This is a genomic window from Thiopseudomonas sp. SA1F2-1K (genome assembly GCF_057443035.1).
This window is the reverse complement of sequence record NZ_CM172014.1, coordinates 2,021,577-2,037,483: the sequence shown is the minus strand read 5'-3', so window position 1 is coordinate 2,037,483 and position 15,907 is coordinate 2,021,577. Positions and strand designations below refer to the sequence as shown.

The 15,907-nt window shown below is 48.7% G+C and carries 18 protein-coding genes; 16 read left to right on the top strand and 2 right to left on the bottom strand.

The window, feature by feature from the left end:
• Window positions 1-110 precede the first annotated feature (110 nt).
• The 13 genes from mpl (at window position 111) to trpC (ending at window position 11,527) form a co-directional block, all read left to right on the top strand.
• Window positions 111-1,466, top strand: coding sequence for a UDP-N-acetylmuramate:L-alanyl-gamma-D-glutamyl-meso-diaminopimelate ligase (gene mpl, locus AC2T15_RS09930; RefSeq protein ID WP_486778192.1), 1,356 nt, complete (start codon window positions 111-113; stop codon window positions 1,464-1,466).
• Window positions 1,463-2,095, top strand: a complete 633-nt coding sequence (gene ubiX / locus AC2T15_RS09925) for a flavin prenyltransferase UbiX (RefSeq protein WP_053100456.1) — start codon at window positions 1,463-1,465, stop codon at window positions 2,093-2,095. The genes mpl and ubiX overlap by 4 nt, the downstream gene beginning before the upstream one ends.
• A gap of 192 nt (window positions 2,096-2,287) precedes the next feature.
• Complete coding sequence (gene purE, locus AC2T15_RS09920; RefSeq protein WP_053100455.1) at window positions 2,288-2,779, top strand: 5-(carboxyamino)imidazole ribonucleotide mutase; 492 nt, start codon at window positions 2,288-2,290, stop codon at window positions 2,777-2,779.
• 2 nt (window positions 2,780-2,781) lie between these two features.
• Window positions 2,782-3,864: a 5-(carboxyamino)imidazole ribonucleotide synthase gene (locus tag AC2T15_RS09915; protein ID WP_053100450.1), complete on the top strand. Its 1,083-nt coding sequence runs from the start codon at window positions 2,782-2,784 to the stop codon at window positions 3,862-3,864.
• A 67-nt stretch (window positions 3,865-3,931) separates the two neighbouring features.
• On the top strand, window positions 3,932-4,177 hold the full coding sequence (locus tag AC2T15_RS09910; RefSeq protein ID WP_053102861.1) for a GlsB/YeaQ/YmgE family stress response membrane protein: 246 nt from the start codon (window positions 3,932-3,934) through the stop codon (window positions 4,175-4,177).
• 128 nt (window positions 4,178-4,305) lie between these two features.
• Window positions 4,306-4,755 (top strand): DUF3299 domain-containing protein, encoded by a 450-nt coding sequence (locus AC2T15_RS09905; protein WP_486778191.1) that lies wholly within the window; start codon window positions 4,306-4,308, stop codon window positions 4,753-4,755.
• A gap of 71 nt (window positions 4,756-4,826) precedes the next feature.
• On the top strand, window positions 4,827-5,498 hold the full coding sequence (rpe, locus tag AC2T15_RS09900; RefSeq protein WP_053100447.1) for a ribulose-phosphate 3-epimerase: 672 nt from the start codon (window positions 4,827-4,829) through the stop codon (window positions 5,496-5,498).
• 5 nt (window positions 5,499-5,503) lie between these two features.
• Complete coding sequence (locus tag AC2T15_RS09895; RefSeq protein WP_486778190.1) at window positions 5,504-6,187, top strand: phosphoglycolate phosphatase; 684 nt, start codon at window positions 5,504-5,506, stop codon at window positions 6,185-6,187.
• Window positions 6,188-6,494: 307 nt separating this feature from the next.
• Window positions 6,495-7,973, top strand: a complete 1,479-nt coding sequence (trpE, locus tag AC2T15_RS09890) for an anthranilate synthase component I (RefSeq protein ID WP_486778189.1) — start codon at window positions 6,495-6,497, stop codon at window positions 7,971-7,973.
• Between the two features lie 82 nt (window positions 7,974-8,055).
• Window positions 8,056-9,042 (top strand): diaminopimelate dehydrogenase, encoded by a 987-nt coding sequence (locus AC2T15_RS09885; RefSeq protein WP_286638361.1) that lies wholly within the window; start codon window positions 8,056-8,058, stop codon window positions 9,040-9,042.
• Window positions 9,043-9,088: 46 nt separating this feature from the next.
• Complete coding sequence (locus tag AC2T15_RS09880; RefSeq protein ID WP_486778188.1) at window positions 9,089-9,685, top strand: anthranilate synthase component II; 597 nt, start codon at window positions 9,089-9,091, stop codon at window positions 9,683-9,685.
• Entirely contained in the window at window positions 9,682-10,716 is a 1,035-nt protein-coding gene (gene trpD, locus AC2T15_RS09875) for an anthranilate phosphoribosyltransferase (protein ID WP_486778187.1), read from the top strand. The genes AC2T15_RS09880 and trpD overlap by 4 nt, the downstream gene beginning before the upstream one ends.
• Window positions 10,717-10,723: 7 nt before the next feature.
• Window positions 10,724-11,527, top strand: coding sequence for an indole-3-glycerol phosphate synthase TrpC (gene trpC, locus AC2T15_RS09870; RefSeq protein ID WP_486778186.1), 804 nt, complete (start codon window positions 10,724-10,726; stop codon window positions 11,525-11,527).
• 57 nt (window positions 11,528-11,584) lie between these two features.
• On the opposite strand, the gene AC2T15_RS09865 is transcribed toward trpC, so the two are convergent.
• Window positions 11,585-12,139: a hypothetical protein gene (locus AC2T15_RS09865; protein ID WP_286638356.1), complete on the bottom strand. Its 555-nt coding sequence runs from the start codon at window positions 12,137-12,139 to the stop codon at window positions 11,585-11,587.
• Window positions 12,140-12,245: 106 nt separating this feature from the next.
• On the opposite strand from AC2T15_RS09865, the gene coaE reads away from it, so the two are divergent.
• The 3 genes from coaE to rlmF are packed head-to-tail and all read left to right on the top strand — an operon-like array spanning window position 12,246 to window position 14,006.
• A complete protein-coding gene (gene coaE / locus AC2T15_RS09860; RefSeq protein ID WP_486778185.1) occupies window positions 12,246-12,860 on the top strand; it encodes a dephospho-CoA kinase in 615 nt (204 codons plus the stop codon).
• Window positions 12,857-13,045, top strand: a complete 189-nt coding sequence (yacG, locus tag AC2T15_RS09855) for a DNA gyrase inhibitor YacG (RefSeq protein WP_486778184.1) — start codon at window positions 12,857-12,859, stop codon at window positions 13,043-13,045. The genes coaE and yacG overlap by 4 nt, the downstream gene beginning before the upstream one ends.
• A gap of 22 nt (window positions 13,046-13,067) precedes the next feature.
• On the top strand, window positions 13,068-14,006 hold the full coding sequence (gene rlmF, locus AC2T15_RS09850; protein ID WP_486778183.1) for a 23S rRNA (adenine(1618)-N(6))-methyltransferase RlmF: 939 nt from the start codon (window positions 13,068-13,070) through the stop codon (window positions 14,004-14,006).
• Here rlmF and AC2T15_RS09845 read toward each other — a convergent pair.
• Window positions 14,003-15,832, bottom strand: coding sequence for an SLC13 family permease (locus AC2T15_RS09845; RefSeq protein WP_486778182.1), 1,830 nt, complete (start codon window positions 15,830-15,832; stop codon window positions 14,003-14,005). The genes rlmF and AC2T15_RS09845 overlap by 4 nt on opposite strands.
• Between the last annotated feature and the right edge of the window lie 75 nt (window positions 15,833-15,907).

Sequence of the window (15,907 nt, the reverse complement as noted above, 5' to 3'; positions counted from 1 at the left end):
TGCCTAATCACTAGCAGATATGCAATACAGCACGGCCCTTAATCCACGCTTAAGCGGCTTGTTTCAGCTGCTTTGTGGTAATCTTTGCCAGAGTTATTAATGAGGTGGTTATGCATATTCATATTCTTGGGATCTGTGGCACGTTCATGGGTTCTTTAGCGATTTTAGCGAAACAGCTCGGACACCGTGTCACCGGCTCGGATGCCAATGTGTATCCACCGATGAGCACACAACTAGAGGCCCAAGGCATTGAGTTGCAGCAAGGTTATTTGCCGGAGCATTTGCAGCCAGCCCCTGATTTAGTGGTTATTGGTAATGCCATGTCGCGGGGTAATCCGGCGGTTGAATATGTGCTAGATAAAGGTTTGCCTTACACCTCAGGTCCACAATGGCTGGCCGACCATGTGTTGCAGGGGCGCTGGGTGTTAGCCGTAGCCGGTACTCATGGAAAAACTACCACGAGTAGTATGTTGGCTTGGTTACTTGAGTGGGCGGGCATGCAGCCGGGCTTTTTGATTGGCGGTGTGCCACAAAACTTTGGGGTGTCAGCGCGTTTAGGTGAGACGGATTTCTTTGTAGTGGAAGCCGATGAATATGACAGCGCCTTTTTTGATAAGCGCTCCAAGTTTGTGCATTACCGCCCCCGCACTTTGGTGTTAAACAACCTAGAGTTTGACCATGCCGATATTTTTGACTCGTTAGCGGATATTGAGAAGCAGTTTCACCACGTAGTGCGCACTGTGCCAAGCCAAGGTTTGATTATTTATCCACAGGCAGAAACTGCGTTGCAGCGGGTGATCGACAAAGGCTGTTGGACACCAACGCAAACCACAGGTGAGCAAGGTCAGTGGCAGGCGCACTTATTAGCCGCAGATGGCAGTCATTTTGAAGTGCTGCTTGAGGGTAAAGTGCAAGGTGAGGTGAGGTGGGCCTTAACTGGCCTACATAACGTAGCCAACGCTTTGGCTGCTTTAGCCGCGGCGCGTCATGTTGGAATTGACATTGCCCAGGGCGCTGAAGGCTTAAGTGAGTTCCAGAATGTTAAGCGGCGCATGGAAAATCTAGGTACGGTTAAGCAGGTCACGGTCTATGATGACTTTGCCCATCACCCGACAGCGATCGAATTAACTTTAGATGGTTTGCGTAAGCAAGTGGGGGCGGCAAAAATTATTGCGGTGATTGAGCCGCGCTCTAACTCCATGAAGTTGGGTGCACACCGAGAAGGCTTGGCGCCTTCGGCAGCGTTAGCCGATGAGGTGTTTTGGTATGCGCCAGCCAATTTAGGTTGGGATTTAGCTGGTGCAGTAGCCGGTGCAACTAATCCAACCCAAGTTCACGAAAATTTGTCTGAGCTGGTTAATGCCGTGATGATGGCTAGCGAACCCAATACCCATATTGTGGTGATGAGTAATGGTGGTTTTGCTGGAGTGCACCAATTATTGCTAAAAGCATTGGGTGAAGCATGAGTGGGCCGCAACGTATTACCTTAGCCATGACTGGCGCCTCTGGTGCGCAATATGGCTTACGCTTACTGCAATGCTTAGTTGAGCAGCAGCGCGAGGTGTATTTTTTAATTTCCAAGGCAGCGCAGTTGGTACTTGCGACCGAAACCGATGTGCAGCTACCGGCCAAGCCGCAAGCGATGCAAGCCTTTTTAACTGAGTACACGGGGGCAAAGCCAGGTCAAATCAAGGTGTTTGGCAAAGAAGATTGGATGTCGCCCGTGGCTTCTGGCTCCGGCGCACCGGCGGCGATGGTGGTGATTCCTTGTTCTACCGGAACTCTTTCGGCAATTGCCAGTGGTGCCTGTAATAACCTTATTGAGCGCGCCGCAGATGTCACCTTAAAAGAGCGTCGGCAGCTAATTATTGTGCCGCGTGAGGCGCCATACTCGAGTATTCATCTTGAGCACATGCTTAAATTATCAAATTTAGGCGCAGTTATTTTACCGGCGTCCCCTGGTTTTTATCAGCGTCCACAGTCAGTGGATGATATGGTTGATTTTATTGTGGCGCGGGTACTGAATTTACTGGGCATCCCACAAACTTTGCTCAAGCAGTGGGGGAGTGGCTACTCAGGAGTGGCCCAGGAGTAACGGATTTTTCGTAAACAATAAATTATCAGGTATACTGTTCACCCTTAAAAATGTGCTGGTTTTTTAGCGGAACGACTTGAGCAGTGTATCCAGCAGATTTTTAAACAAACATTCATTTTAGCCACGCTTAACTGCGTGGCTTGTTGTTTATACCGCGCGGATTCGCGCTTGCACAGAAAAAGAGGCTAGACCATGGGCGCATTGGTTGGCGTTATTATGGGTTCCAAATCAGACTGGAGCACCTTGAGTCACACAGTGGAAATGCTAGAGCAATTAGGCATTCCCCATGAGGTTCAAGTAGTTTCAGCACACCGTACACCCGATCTGCTATTTAGTTATGCAGAGCAGGCAGCCGATAAAGGTTTAAAAGTGATTATTGCGGGCGCAGGTGGCGCTGCGCACTTGCCTGGTATGTGTGCGTCAAAAACACATTTACCAGTATTAGGGGTGCCGGTGCAATCGTCGATGTTGTCGGGCGTTGACTCACTGCTATCGATTGTGCAAATGCCAGGTGGCGTACCGGTTGGGACGATGGCGATTGGTAAAGCAGGCGCAGTCAATGCTGCGTTAATGGCTGCCAGTATCTTAGGTGTGGCTTATCCTGAGTACCATGAGGCATTGAATAAATTCCGTTTAGAGCAAACGGAAACAGTGCTGGCTAACCCCGATCCACGTGAGGCCTGATTATGAAAGTGGGTGTGATTGGTGGTGGACAGTTAGGTCGTATGCTGGCTTTAGCAGGTACTCCACTGGGAATGAGTTTTAGTTTTTTAGATCCGGCAAAGGATGCCTGTGCAGCGAATTTAGGACGGCATATCGTTGCCGGTTACAGTGATCAGGCTGCTCTGAAAGAGTTGGCTGAATCTGTTGATCTAGTGACCTTTGAGTTTGAGAGCGTACCTGCAGAGACGGTTGCCTATCTTGAGCAGTTTTTACCTGTTTACCCAAGTGCTGAAGCATTGCGTATTGCACGCGATCGTTGGTTTGAAAAGTCGTTGTTTTTAGAGCAGGAAATTCCTACTACCGAATTTGCTAATGTGTTATCCCAAGCTGATTTAGAGCAAGCAGTGACGCAAATTGGCTTGCCTGCGGTGTTAAAAACACGCACCTTAGGTTATGACGGTAAAGGGCAAAAGGTACTCCGTGAAGCCGCTGATGTGGTGGGAGCTTTTGCTGAGTTAGGCGAAGTACCCTGTATTTTAGAGGGCTTTGTCAATTTTAGTGGTGAAGTGTCTTTGATCGCTGTGCGGGCCCGCGATGGCGAAACCCGTTGCTATCCGCTGGTCCATAACGAGCACCACAATGGCATTCTGTATTTGTCGGTGGCGAGTACTGATCATCCGCAGCAAGCATTAGCTGAGCAATACGCCAAACGCATGCTGGATGCTCTGGATTATGTTGGGGTGTTAGCGTTTGAGTTCTTTGAAGTGGAAGGTGGTCTTAAAGCCAATGAAATTGCGCCCCGCGTTCATAACTCGGGGCACTGGACCATTGAAGGCGCTGAGTGCAGTCAGTTTGAAAACCACCTACGCGCAGTTGCCGGATTACCCCTAGGTTCGGTGGCGAAAGTGGGCGAAAGCGCTATGTTTAACTTTATTGGCTCAATACCTGCTGCTGCAGAAGTGTTAAATGTGGCAAATTGTCATTTGCACGATTACGGCAAAGCTTTTAAAGCAGGACGTAAAGTAGGGCATGCCACCTTGCGTAGTAGCAATATGGCGCAATTACACCAGGGTATTGAGCAAATTAAGCAGTTAATTGCCAATTAATCTGAACCATCAGTGCCTCCATAAGTCTTTATTAGCGTATATAAAAACAGATCAATGGAGGCACATCATGGGTATTATTGGTACGATCGTTATTGGCTTTTTAGTAGGGTTGATTGCACGCTTTATTAAGCCAGGCGATGATCCTATGGGCTGGATCATGACGATTATTTTAGGTATTGCAGGTTCTTTTGCTGCAACCTATGGTGGTCAGGCATTGGGAATTTATCACGCAGGTGAGGGCGCAGGTTTCATTGGTGCTGTAGTAGGTGCCGTGGTAATTCTGGTGGTGTATGGCATGGTCAGTAAAAAATAACGATGTAACATGGTTATGCAGTGCTTAAGCAAATAAATTTTAAATCGCTGCTTTGTGCTGTGCTACTAATAAGTAGTAGCGCAGCACAATGGGTTTTGGCTGCTGAAGAATTAGACTGGTTAGAGTTAATGCCTGCCTCAGATGTTGAGGCGTTGCTTAATATGCCAGAAATTGAGCATACCGGCCCAGAGGCTGAGAGTGGCTTTTATAGCCCTGGAGGCCTAAAAAATCAGGATAAAAACCTATCTGAGGTCATGTTTTCTAATAAAACTGTGCCAGCGCTTGATGGTAAGCAAATCGCTCTTGCTGGATATCCTGTGCCCTTAGAAACCAATGAGCAAAGTGACTATATTGAGTTTTTCTTAGTGCCTTATCCTGGGGCATGTATTCATGTGCCTCCTCCGCCTCCTAATCAAATCGTATTAGTGCGCTATGCTAAAGGCATTGCCTTGCCAGATATCTACGAGCCATTGTGGGTGGAAGGTACATTAAAGGTTGAGCCGATCAGTAATGAACTGGCTGATGCTGCCTATGCAATTATCGCAAAACAGGTGCAAATCTTAACTGATGATGAGTAATTGCCGCTGGGCGATCAATTCAGGCTATCATTTAACTAATTTTTTTGACTCCCACGCCTTGAGGAAAATCAATGCAACCCTATGCTATTGCCCCATCTATCTTATCTGCTGACTTTGCCCGTTTAGGTGAAGATGTTGACCGTGTGTTAGCGGCCGGGGCAGACATTGTGCACTTTGACGTAATGGACAACCACTATGTGCCTAATCTAACTATTGGGCCTATGGTATGCAGTGCGTTGCGTAAATATGGTGTGACAGCACCGATTGATGTGCACTTAATGGTTAAGCCAGTGGATCGGATCATTGGTGACTTCATTGAAGCTGGCGCCACTTACATTACCTTCCATCCTGAGGCTTCCGAGCATATTGATCGTTCGTTGCAATTGATTAAAGATGGTGGTTGCAAAGCGGGTTTAGTGTTTAATCCAGCGACGCCATTAGATGTGTTACAACATGTCATGGATAAAATTGACATGGTGTTGTTAATGAGTGTAAACCCAGGGTTTGGAGGGCAAAAATTTATTCCCCATACCTTAGAAAAGCTGCGTCAAGCAAGACAGTTAATTGATCAAAGTGGCCAAGCTATTCGTTTAGAGGTTGATGGTGGCGTCAACGTGCAGAACATTCGCCAAATTGCCCAAGCCGGTGCCGATACCTTTGTTGCGGGTTCAGCTATTTTTAATGCGCCTGATTATCAGGCCGTGATTCAGCAGATGCGCGCTGAGTTAGCGGAGGTGAAATAAAGGCTGTGCAAGGCTTAACTACTCGATGTTCAGGACAGCTACCGCAGCTTATCCTGTTCGATCTAGATGGCACCTTAGTTGATTCGGTACCTGATTTAGCCGCAGCGACTGATCAAATGTTGTTGCAGCTTGGACGCCCGGCAGCGGGCCTCGATAAGGTGCGCCTATGGGTAGGAAATGGTGCAGAGGTGTTAGTGCGCCGCGCATTGGCCGATGCGCTCGATGCAAGTCTGGTAGATAACGCAGAGGCAGCGGCAGCGCTGAAGTTATTTCTACAGCTTTATGCGCAGCAGCATGATTTAACCGTGCTGTATCCCCACGTGTTAGCCACCTTGACGACGCTCAAGCAGCAGGGGATTGCCTTGGCTTTAGTAACCAATAAGCCTGAGCAGTTTTTGCCAGCGCTGTTTGAGCGCCATGGACTCACTCAATTTTTTGACTGGGTGGTGGGCGGAGATACGTTTGCCCAGCGTAAACCTGATCCTTACGGGATTAATTGGGTCTTACAGCAGGCTAAGGTACAGCCAGAACAAGCAGTCTTTGTGGGCGATTCGCGAAATGATATTTTGGCGGCTAAAGCCGCTGGAGTATTGAGTGTCGCGCTAACCTATGGCTATAACCATGGTTTACCGATTGAGCAAGAACATCCTGACTGGATTATTGATAGCTTGGCTGAGTTAGTGCAATAAAGTTTAGCTAAAATAAAAAAGTGAGCCGATTAAGGCTCATTTTTTTTGAATAAGTTAAATAATATTGTTAGAACAAAAAAGCAGTTGCGCTGCGTCGGTGCTTCGGCTAGTGTTCTAGTTATTCTTTTACTGCATACCGCTCACCAAGGGGAATCTCGTGGTCGTTATTTGCAAACAGTGGACTAAATATGTACCAGCGGCTAATGGCCGTTGGCGCTGGCGCGCCTAATTTATTCTATCGGCAACTTTGCCGAGCCTGTTTGCACATACTTATTTTTGTTGTCCCTCCTCAAACCACGAGGTTGCTATGAATTTTGAAGAATTTCAATGCTTAGCCGAGCAAGGCTATAACCGCATTCCTGTGTCCCGCGAAACCCTCGCCGACTTTGACACACCGTTATCGATTTATTTAAAACTTGCCGATGCACCCAATAGTTATCTCTTGGAATCAGTTCAGGGCGGTGAAAAGTGGGGGCGTTACTCGATTATCGGCTTGGCCGCCAAAACTGTTCTTAGTGCCCGCGGTGAGTTAGTGGAAATTCATCACCAAGGTGAGCTAATTGAATCATGTGAAACCACCGACCCGCTTGCCTTTGTTGAAGACTTTCAGGAGCGTTATCAGGTGCCGCATATTGCTGGCTTACCCCGTTTTAATGGCGGCTTAGTCGGCTACTTTGGCTATGATTGTGTACGCTATGTGCAACCTAAATTAGGACCAGCGCCAAGCCAAGACACTCTACAAAATCCTGATATCTTGCTACTGGTTTCAGAAGCTGTTGTGGTGTTTGATAACTTGGCCGGTAAACTGCATTTAATCGTATTGGCTGATCCCGAGCAAGACGATGCCTATCAGCAGGCGCAATTACAACTGGATCAGCTGATGGAGCAACTACGTCAGCCAATTACGCCGCGCCCAGGATTAAATCCACAGTTAGCTAATCAGCCAGAACCTGCGTTTACTTCCAGTTTTACTCAGGCTGATTATTTGAACTCGGTGAATAAAATTAAGGACTATATTGCCGCGGGTGACTGCATGCAGGTGGTGATCTCGCAGCGGATGTCGATTCCGTTTACCGCTGCGCCGATTGATTTATACCGTGCTTTACGTAGCTCTAATCCAACCCCCTATATGTATTTCTTTAACTTTGGTGACTTCCATGTGGTGGGCAGCTCGCCTGAAGTTTTAGTACGGGTGGAAGATGGCTTGGTCACCGTGCGCCCAATTGCCGGCACTCGGCCACGGGGGGCAACTAACGAAGAAGACCTGGCTTTAGAGCAAGACTTATTGTCCGATAAAAAAGAGTTGTCTGAGCATTTAATGCTAATCGATTTAGGCCGTAATGATGTGGGGCAGGTGGCGCAAACCGGTAGTGTTAAGGTCACGGAAAAAATGATTATCGAACGCTATTCCAACGTCATGCACATTGTGTCGAATGTCACTGGCCAAATTCAGCCACAACTGAACGCAATGGATGCGCTGCGCTCTATTTTACCGGCCGGTACCTTATCCGGCGCACCTAAGGTGCGGGCGATGGAAATTATTGATGAGTTGGAGCCAGTCAAGCGTGGCGTGTATGGTGGAGCAGTTGGCTATTTGGCGTGGAATGGCAATATGGATACCGCCATTGCGATTCGCACCGCGGTCATTCAAGACGGGCAGCTGCATGTTCAGGCGGGTGCCGGGATTGTCAGCGATTCACAGCCGCAATTAGAGTGGGAAGAAACCTTAAATAAGCGCCGTGCGATGTTTAAAGCAGTGGCTTTAGCCAGTCAGCCACATAAGTAATGAGCGAGCCAGCCAGGCAGAGTCGGGGTAGTCGCTAGAGTGCGCAGTTTGTTGCTGTGCAGTGAAACAACGGGAGAGCAAAATGACACAAAAAATCAGAATCGGAATTGCTGGTTACGGCAATCTAGGTCGTGGAGTTGAAGCGGCCATCGGGCAAAACGAAGATATGGAGTTAGTGGCGGTATTTAGTCGCCGCGATCCAGCTTCGGTGCAGTTGCTGAGTGCTGAGGTACCGGTATATGCCATGCAAGATGTGGCCAAGTACACCGAGCAAATTGATGTGATGATTTTATGTGGTGGCTCAAAAAGTGATCTGCCAGAGCAAGGCCCAGCGTTGGCCGCATTGTTTAATACAGTCGATAGCTTTGATACCCACGCTAAAATTCCTGAGTACTTTGAAGCAGTCGATCAGCCCGCCCGTGAACATGGCAAAACCGCCTTGTTATCGGTGGGTTGGGATCCAGGCTTATTCTCACTGAATCGACTGATCGGTGAATGCGTACTACCGGTAGGAGAAACCTATACTTTTTGGGGTAAAGGTCTCAGTCAAGGTCACTCCGATGCAGTACGACGAGTGCCGGGAGTCAAAGCTGGGGTGCAGTATACCTTGCCGTCCGAGCAAGCAATGAACCGCGTGCGAGCCGGCGAACAGCCAGAGCTCTCTACTCGGGAAAAACATACCCGTGAGTGCTATGTGGTGCTAGAAGCAGGCGCCGATGCCGAGGCAGTGAAGCAAGTGATTGTCACCATGCCTGACTATTTTGCTGACTACGACACCACTGTGCACTTTATTGACGAGCAGACGCTAGCCAGTGAGCACAGTGCTATGCCGCATGGCGGTTTTGTGATTCGCAGTGGTAAAAGTGGCTTAGGCACCCAACAAAATGTTGAGTTCTCGCTAGCACTTGGCAGTAACCCTGAGTTTACCTCCAGTGTGTTGGTTGCTTATGCCCGCGCTGTGCACCGGTTAAATCGAGTGGGCGATATTGGCGCTAAAACGGTATTTGATATTCCTTTTGGTTTGCTGTCGCCTAAGAGTCCAGCGCAACTGCGCAAAGAACTGTTGTAATTGGCTATCGCGCTGCCTAACCATGGCAGCGCACTAAGGAACGCCCATGTTGTTGATGATTGATAACTATGATTCTTTTACTTGGAATCTAGTGCAGTATTTTGCTGAATTAGGCGCAGAAGTGCAGGTGATACGAAATGATCAACTGGACCTAGCCGCGATTGAGCAACTAAACCCGGAGCGTATCGTTATATCGCCAGGCCCTTGCACGCCGAATCAGGCGGGAGTTTCGATGGAGGTAATCAAAGCGTTTGCCGGTGTTTGTCCTATTTTGGGCGTGTGCCTTGGTCATCAGAGCATCGGCCAAGTATTTGGCGGCACTATTGTTCGCGCAGCGCAGCCAATGCACGGTAAAACCAGTCTGGTAACCCATGTCAATCAGGGGGTATTTAAGGACCTGAATAACCCGCTAAGTGTGACCCGCTATCATTCTTTGGTGATTGATCCGGCCAGCTTACCTGAGTGTTTAGAGTTAACGGCTTGGACTAGCGATGAGCAAGGACAATTAGAGGCAATCATGGGCGTGCGTCATACCCAGTATCAGATTGAAGGGGTGCAATTTCACCCAGAGTCGATTTTAACCGAACAAGGTCATGAGTTACTGGCCAACTTCTTACAGCAACAAGGGGGAATGCGTCAGTGAATATCAAGGAAGCGATGAATCGCATCGCCAGTAATCTGGATTTATCCACCGAAGAAATGCAGTCAGTGATGCGTTTAATCATGACCGGACAATGCAGTGATGCGCAAATTGGTGCCTTTTTAATGGGCATGCGTATGAAAAGTGAAAGCATTGAAGAGATTGTCGGCGCTGTGCAGGTATTGCGTGAACTGGCAGAGCCTGTGCTGATTGAAGGTGAGCATTTAGTCGACACCTGTGGTACGGGCGGCGATGGAATGAACATTTTTAACGTCTCCACTGCGGCTTCCTTTGTGGTGGCGGCAGCCGGTGGCCAAGTGGCTAAGCACGGTAACCGTGCAGTCTCGGGTAAAAGTGGCAGTGCCGATGTGCTAGAAGCTTTTGGTATTAATCTGGAGTTAACAGCCGAGCAAGTGGTGCGCTGTATTGAGCATGTAGGCGTGGGCTTTATGTTTGCCCCTGTGCACCATGGTGCCATGCGTTATGCCAGTAAACCTCGCCAAGACTTAGGCATGCGTACCTTATTTAATATCTTGGGACCGATGGCTAACCCCGCACAAGTTAAAAATCAGGTGTTAGGGGTGTTCAGTCGGCAGCTTTGCCGGCCGTTAGCCGAAGTGCTGCGTCGATTAGGCAGTGAGCATGTATTAGTGGTGCATGCCCAAGATGGCATGGATGAAATCAGTTTGGGCGCGCCGACCTTTATTGCTGAACTGAAAGACGGTGAAATCACTGAGTATCGCGTGCAACCGGAAGATTTTGGCATTAATAGCCAGTCACTCATCGGTTTTGAAGTGGAAGATGCAGCTGCCTCAGCGGCCTTAATTAAAGATGCGCTCGGCAAACGTGAAGGAAAACACGCGCACAAAGCCGCCGAGATGATTGCTTTAAATGCGGGGGCGGCGCTCTACGCAGCTAATATTGCCGACAGCTTAAAGCAAGGCATTGCTTTGGCCCATGACACCATCTATACCGGCCTAGCTTTAGAAAAGCTGCAAGAGCTAGTGGCCTTTACTAATGTGTTTAAGGAGTAGTGCGGCTATGAGTTTGCCAACCGTATTAGAAAAAATTGTTCAGCGAAAGCATCAAGAAGTAGCCCAGCGTCAGCAGCTAGTTAGCCTTAGCGAATTACGTGCGCAGATTCGAGAGCAAAGCCCAGTACGCGGATTTGCAGCTGCTCTGCAAGCGCAAGCGGCGGCAAAAAAGCCAGCGGTGATTGCCGAAATTAAAAAAGCCTCGCCTAGTAAAGGAATTTTGCGTGAGGCGTTTAATCCTGCAGAAATAGCGCAAAGCTATCAGCAAGGTGGCGCGACCTGTTTATCGGTGTTGACCGATATTGATTTCTTCCAAGGTGCAGATCGTTATTTGCAAGAAGCACGTAATGCCTGTGAATTGCCAGTTATCCGTAAGGATTTTATGGTTGATCCTTACCAGGTGATAGAAGCTCGAGCGATTGGTGCTGATTGCATTTTATTAATTGCCGCTTGTTTGTCGGATCAGCAAATGAGTGAGTTGGCGGCCTGCGCCAAAGAGTTAGAACTTGATGTTCTGGCCGAAGTGCATGATGGCGATGAGCTAGAGCGGGTACTGAAGACCTTAGATACGCCGTTAGTGGGGATTAATAACCGCAACTTGCATACTTTTGAGGTGTCATTAGAAACCACCATGGATTTATTACCGCGTGTGCCAGCCGATCGTTTAGTGATTACCGAGAGTGGTATTTTAAATCGTGCCGATGTTGAGCTCATGGAGATTAACGAGGTATATGCCTTTTTGGTCGGGGAAGCTTTTATGCGTGCGCAAGATCCAGGCGCTGAACTACAACGCTTATTTTTTAAAAAATAAGCGACTGTAGGCTCGATTAAGGGAAGTGTGGGCTTCCCTATTTTTTTAGCCTAAATTTTAGTCTTTTTGTAAACTACGGATGAGCGCTGATAAGGCTTTGCTGATTTCTTGCGCGCTGTCTGAATTGCGTAGCGTGCTCAGCAGTGGGGTGTGGCTGTGGGCAAGGAAAAAATCACAGTGGATAGCCGTTGCTGCACAATGATAAGTCACGGCTGGGTCAATGCCAAATACCGCAATTTTTTCAGTGCTGACTTGGGTTGCCCCTGTTTCTATGTAACGCTTTTCTCGGCGAATGTTCAGCTGCGCAGGCTCGGTATAGCTTACCGAGTAGGTTAAGCTATAGCGATTTTTTTGCTTAAGCTGATATTCAGCGCGTAGCGCTTGCGCGGCCAATAGGTCATTTAGATGTAGGCTAAGTGCTTGGCGCTCATCTTGGGTCAGATACAGTTGCTGCAGTTGATTCAGGTAGTGAGTCTGGGGCTCGCTGGCTTGAATCAAGACTGGTGTGCTGGATTCAGGTGTTAATGAATTAGCCTGCACGCTGCTAAGGCAAAATAGGCTGGCGATTAAACTAGTAATGAGGCTTGATGTAAGCAGTGAGCGACGAAACATTTTAGAATCCTTGCCAAAAAGTTAGTAATAAGATTTAGGAACAATAGGCGCGCAGTCTAGCAGTTGACTGTGAGTTATGCAGCTTTAACTTAAGAGTAAGGTCAGTATGCACAAACCTTGGATTGTCGGTTTAACGGGTGGTATTGGCAGTGGGAAAACGGCCGTTGCCAGTTGTTTTGCAGAGCTTGGCGTTCACACTGTGGATGCCGATGATGCCGCACGCTGGGTGGTAGAACCAGGCGAGCCAGCCTTGGTGGCGATAGCTCAACACTTTGGGCCTTCGGTCATTCAGCCTGATGGGCAATTAGATCGTGCAGCATTACGGGCGATAATTTTTCAGCAACCTGAACAGCGCCAATGGCTAGAACAGTTATTGCATCCGATTATTCGTCAGCGCATTGTGGAAAACTTAGCCACAGCGACATCGCCCTATGCGATTTTAGTTTCGCCGTTGTTGATTGAAACCCAGCAAACCCAGCTCTGTCAGCGGGTGTTGGTGATTGATGTACCAGAGGCATTGCAAATTAGCCGCACCATGCAGCGTGATGGGGTACCCGAAGCGCAGGTGAGGGCAATTTTACAGGCCCAGCTCTCGCGCTTGCAGCGTTTAGCGCAGGCCGATGATGTACTGGTTAATGATCAAGATTTAGCCCATATCCGGCAGCAGGTGCAGCAGTTGCATCAACAGTATTTAGCGTTAAGTAGTGGAGAAACAGCATGACTAAAGTGACCCAGGTCGAGTGCCCGCATTGTGGTGAAAGCGTCGCTTGGACGCCTGAAAACAGCTATCGCCCTTTTTGTAGCGAGCGTTGCAAACTGATTGATTTTGGCGCGTGGGCCAATGAAGAGCACAGTATTCCGGGCGAGCCAGAGCTCGATGATGTGTTTAGTGGACAGCTAGATTAGTGGCTAAGGAAAGCAAGGCATTATGAGTCAGCTTCATCCACGCAATCGGCAGCAAGGGCGTTATAACTTTGCGCAACTAATTCAGGCCGAACCCGCATTAGCTCCGTTTATGCTGACTAATCCTTACGGTAAACCCAGTATTAATTTTGCTGATCCACAGGCGGTGCGGGTGTTTAATCGCGCCTTGCTCAAGCAGCTGTATGGCCTTAGTTACTGGGATATTCCAGAAAATTATCTGTGCCCACCGGTGCCTGGGCGCGGTGATTATGTGCATAACTTGGCTGACTTATTGGTCGAAGATGGCATTGCGCTCAAGGCTCAACAAGGCTGTAAAGTGCTGGATATTGGGACCGGGGCAAACTGTATTTATCCCTTATTGGGGCACTTGGATTATGATTGGCGCATGGTGGGGGCGGATATTGATCGTCAAGCCTTGGCTTCGGCGCAGCACATTGTGCAGCAAAATCAGCTGCAGGCAGCCATTGAGCTACGCTTACAAACGGATCCCAAGCAGTTATTTACTGGAGTGATTCAAGGCGATGAGCGTTTTGCGTTGACGCTGTGTAATCCACCCTTTCATAGCTCAGCGGCGGAGGCGGCCAGTGGCAGTTGGCGGAAGTGGAAGAACTTAGGCAAGCAAGCGCCAGAGCGGCAATTACCCACCCTTAACTTTGGTGGACAAAGTAATGAGTTGTGGTGTCCTGGTGGTGAAGTGGCTTTTATTCGGCGCATGCTGCGAGAAAGCCAGCGTTATGGGCAACAAGTAGCTTGGTTTACTAGCTTATTATCCAAGCAAGATAATGTGCGCCAAGCCAAACGCGAGTTAGAAAAACTATCCGGTGTAGTGGAAATTAAAGTGCTTAATATGAGCCAAGGGCAAAAAATTAGTCGTTTTATTGCCTGGAGTTTTCAGCCAACTGAGCAGCGGCGAACGTATCTTAAGTCCCTAGCACAGGCTTAGAGTGGAAACAGCCAAGGAATTAAAATCACGCTGACCAGCATCACCAGTAAGGTAAAAGGGACTCCAACGCGGACAAAGTCCGCAAACCGATAATTACCTGGCCCTAGGACTAAGGTATTCACGGGTGAGGAAATCGGCGTCATAAAGGCTGCGGAAGCGGCCACCGCTACTGTCATGGCAAAGGGGTAGGGTGATGCACCTAAGGCTTGGGCGCTAGCAATGGCAATTGGTGCCATGAGTACCGCGGTGGCGGTATTAGAAATAAATAAGCCAATGACTGCGGTGGCTAAAAATAAACTGGCTAAAATCACCCGCGGCGCTGCTTCGCCCATAATACTGAGCAAAGCGTGCACGGCTAAATCAACCCCGCTGGTTTTTTGCAGCGCTGCAGCAAAGGGCAGCATCCCGACAATCAACACCAAACTTGGCCAGTGAATACTTTTATAGGCGCTGGTTAAATCAATACAGCGAAACAGGCCCATCAGCAAACAGCCTATCAGCGCGGCAAGCACATTGGGTACGAGACCACTGACCATTAAGCCAATCATCACCGCTAAACTCAGCAGGGCATAAGGGGCCTGACTGACCGCCGGTGCCACATCATCGACTTCGGCTGGCAAGGTGAGCACTAACAGATCACGCTGCTGGTTTTGCAAGCGGCGGATATCAACCCATTTACCTGCCACCAATAAAATATCCCCCGCTTTTAATTGTTCATCTACCAGTAAGCCGCTGAGTGCTTGTTGGTTACGTCGCAGACCAATCACATTAAGTTTTTTCGTGCTGCGAAACGCCAATTGCTGAATCGTTTTGCCTGCCAAGGAAGTGCCAGGCGGTAGCATGACCTCTGCTAACCCTAGTTCACGCTGGTGAGTAACAAAATAACTTTTGACCCTGGCTTGAGGCTCTAATCCCAGCTCGTAATAAATACCTTGTAAGCCAATGGTGGGACTGGCCAGGTCAACTAAGAGAATATCATCGGCGCGGATTTCTGTGCTGCCAGTAGCGCCAAGGAGAACGCTACGAAAGCGTTGTTGACGCTCAACGCCAATCACATTAATCCCGTATTGTTTACGCAGCTGTAACTCATTGAGTAGCTGCCCTGCAAGTGGTGAGTGGGGCAGGACTTTAAGTCGTCGTTCACGTTCAGGTAGACGATACTCTTTAATTAAATCAGCTAAGCCATGCCGTGATTCGCTGTTATCGATGGTTGCCGAGCGCGGCGTTAACCAGCCGCGCACCAGTAACATATAACCAATGCCGACCAGTAATACGCTTAAGCCAATGGGAGCAAAAGCAAAAAAACTAAAACCTGTTAAGCCACTACGGACTAACTCACTGTGGACTACCATGTTCGGTGGCGTTGCTACTAAGGTCAGCATGCCGCTGATCAAGCCGGCAAAGCTTAGAGGCATCATTAAACGACTGGTGGAAATCTTAAGTTTGGCCGCGATGCTTAACACAATAGGGATAAAGATAGCCACGACCCCAGTTGAACTCATAATCGAGCCCAATGCCGCCACGGCGAGCATTAATAAAATAATTAATCGGGTTTCGCTCTCTCCTGCATGGCGCATCAGCCATTCACCTAGCTGATAGGCAACCCCTGTGCGCACTAAACCGGTACCAATAACAAAGAGTGCAGCAATGACAATCACGCTAGGATCGCTAAAGCCGGCCAAGGCTTCCTCAAGGCTCAATATGCCGGTCAGAGGTAAGGCCACCAGCATTAACAGCGCGACCACATCCATTGCAGGCTTATTGCGGATAAACAACACAATGGCCAAAGCCAGTAAGGCTAATACGATCAAGAGTTGAGGATTCATTGGAGGCTATCTCATGGCAGGGCTAAAACGACAACAGCGCTAAAAAAGCGCTGTTGTTGAGAAGAGGTAAAGCGC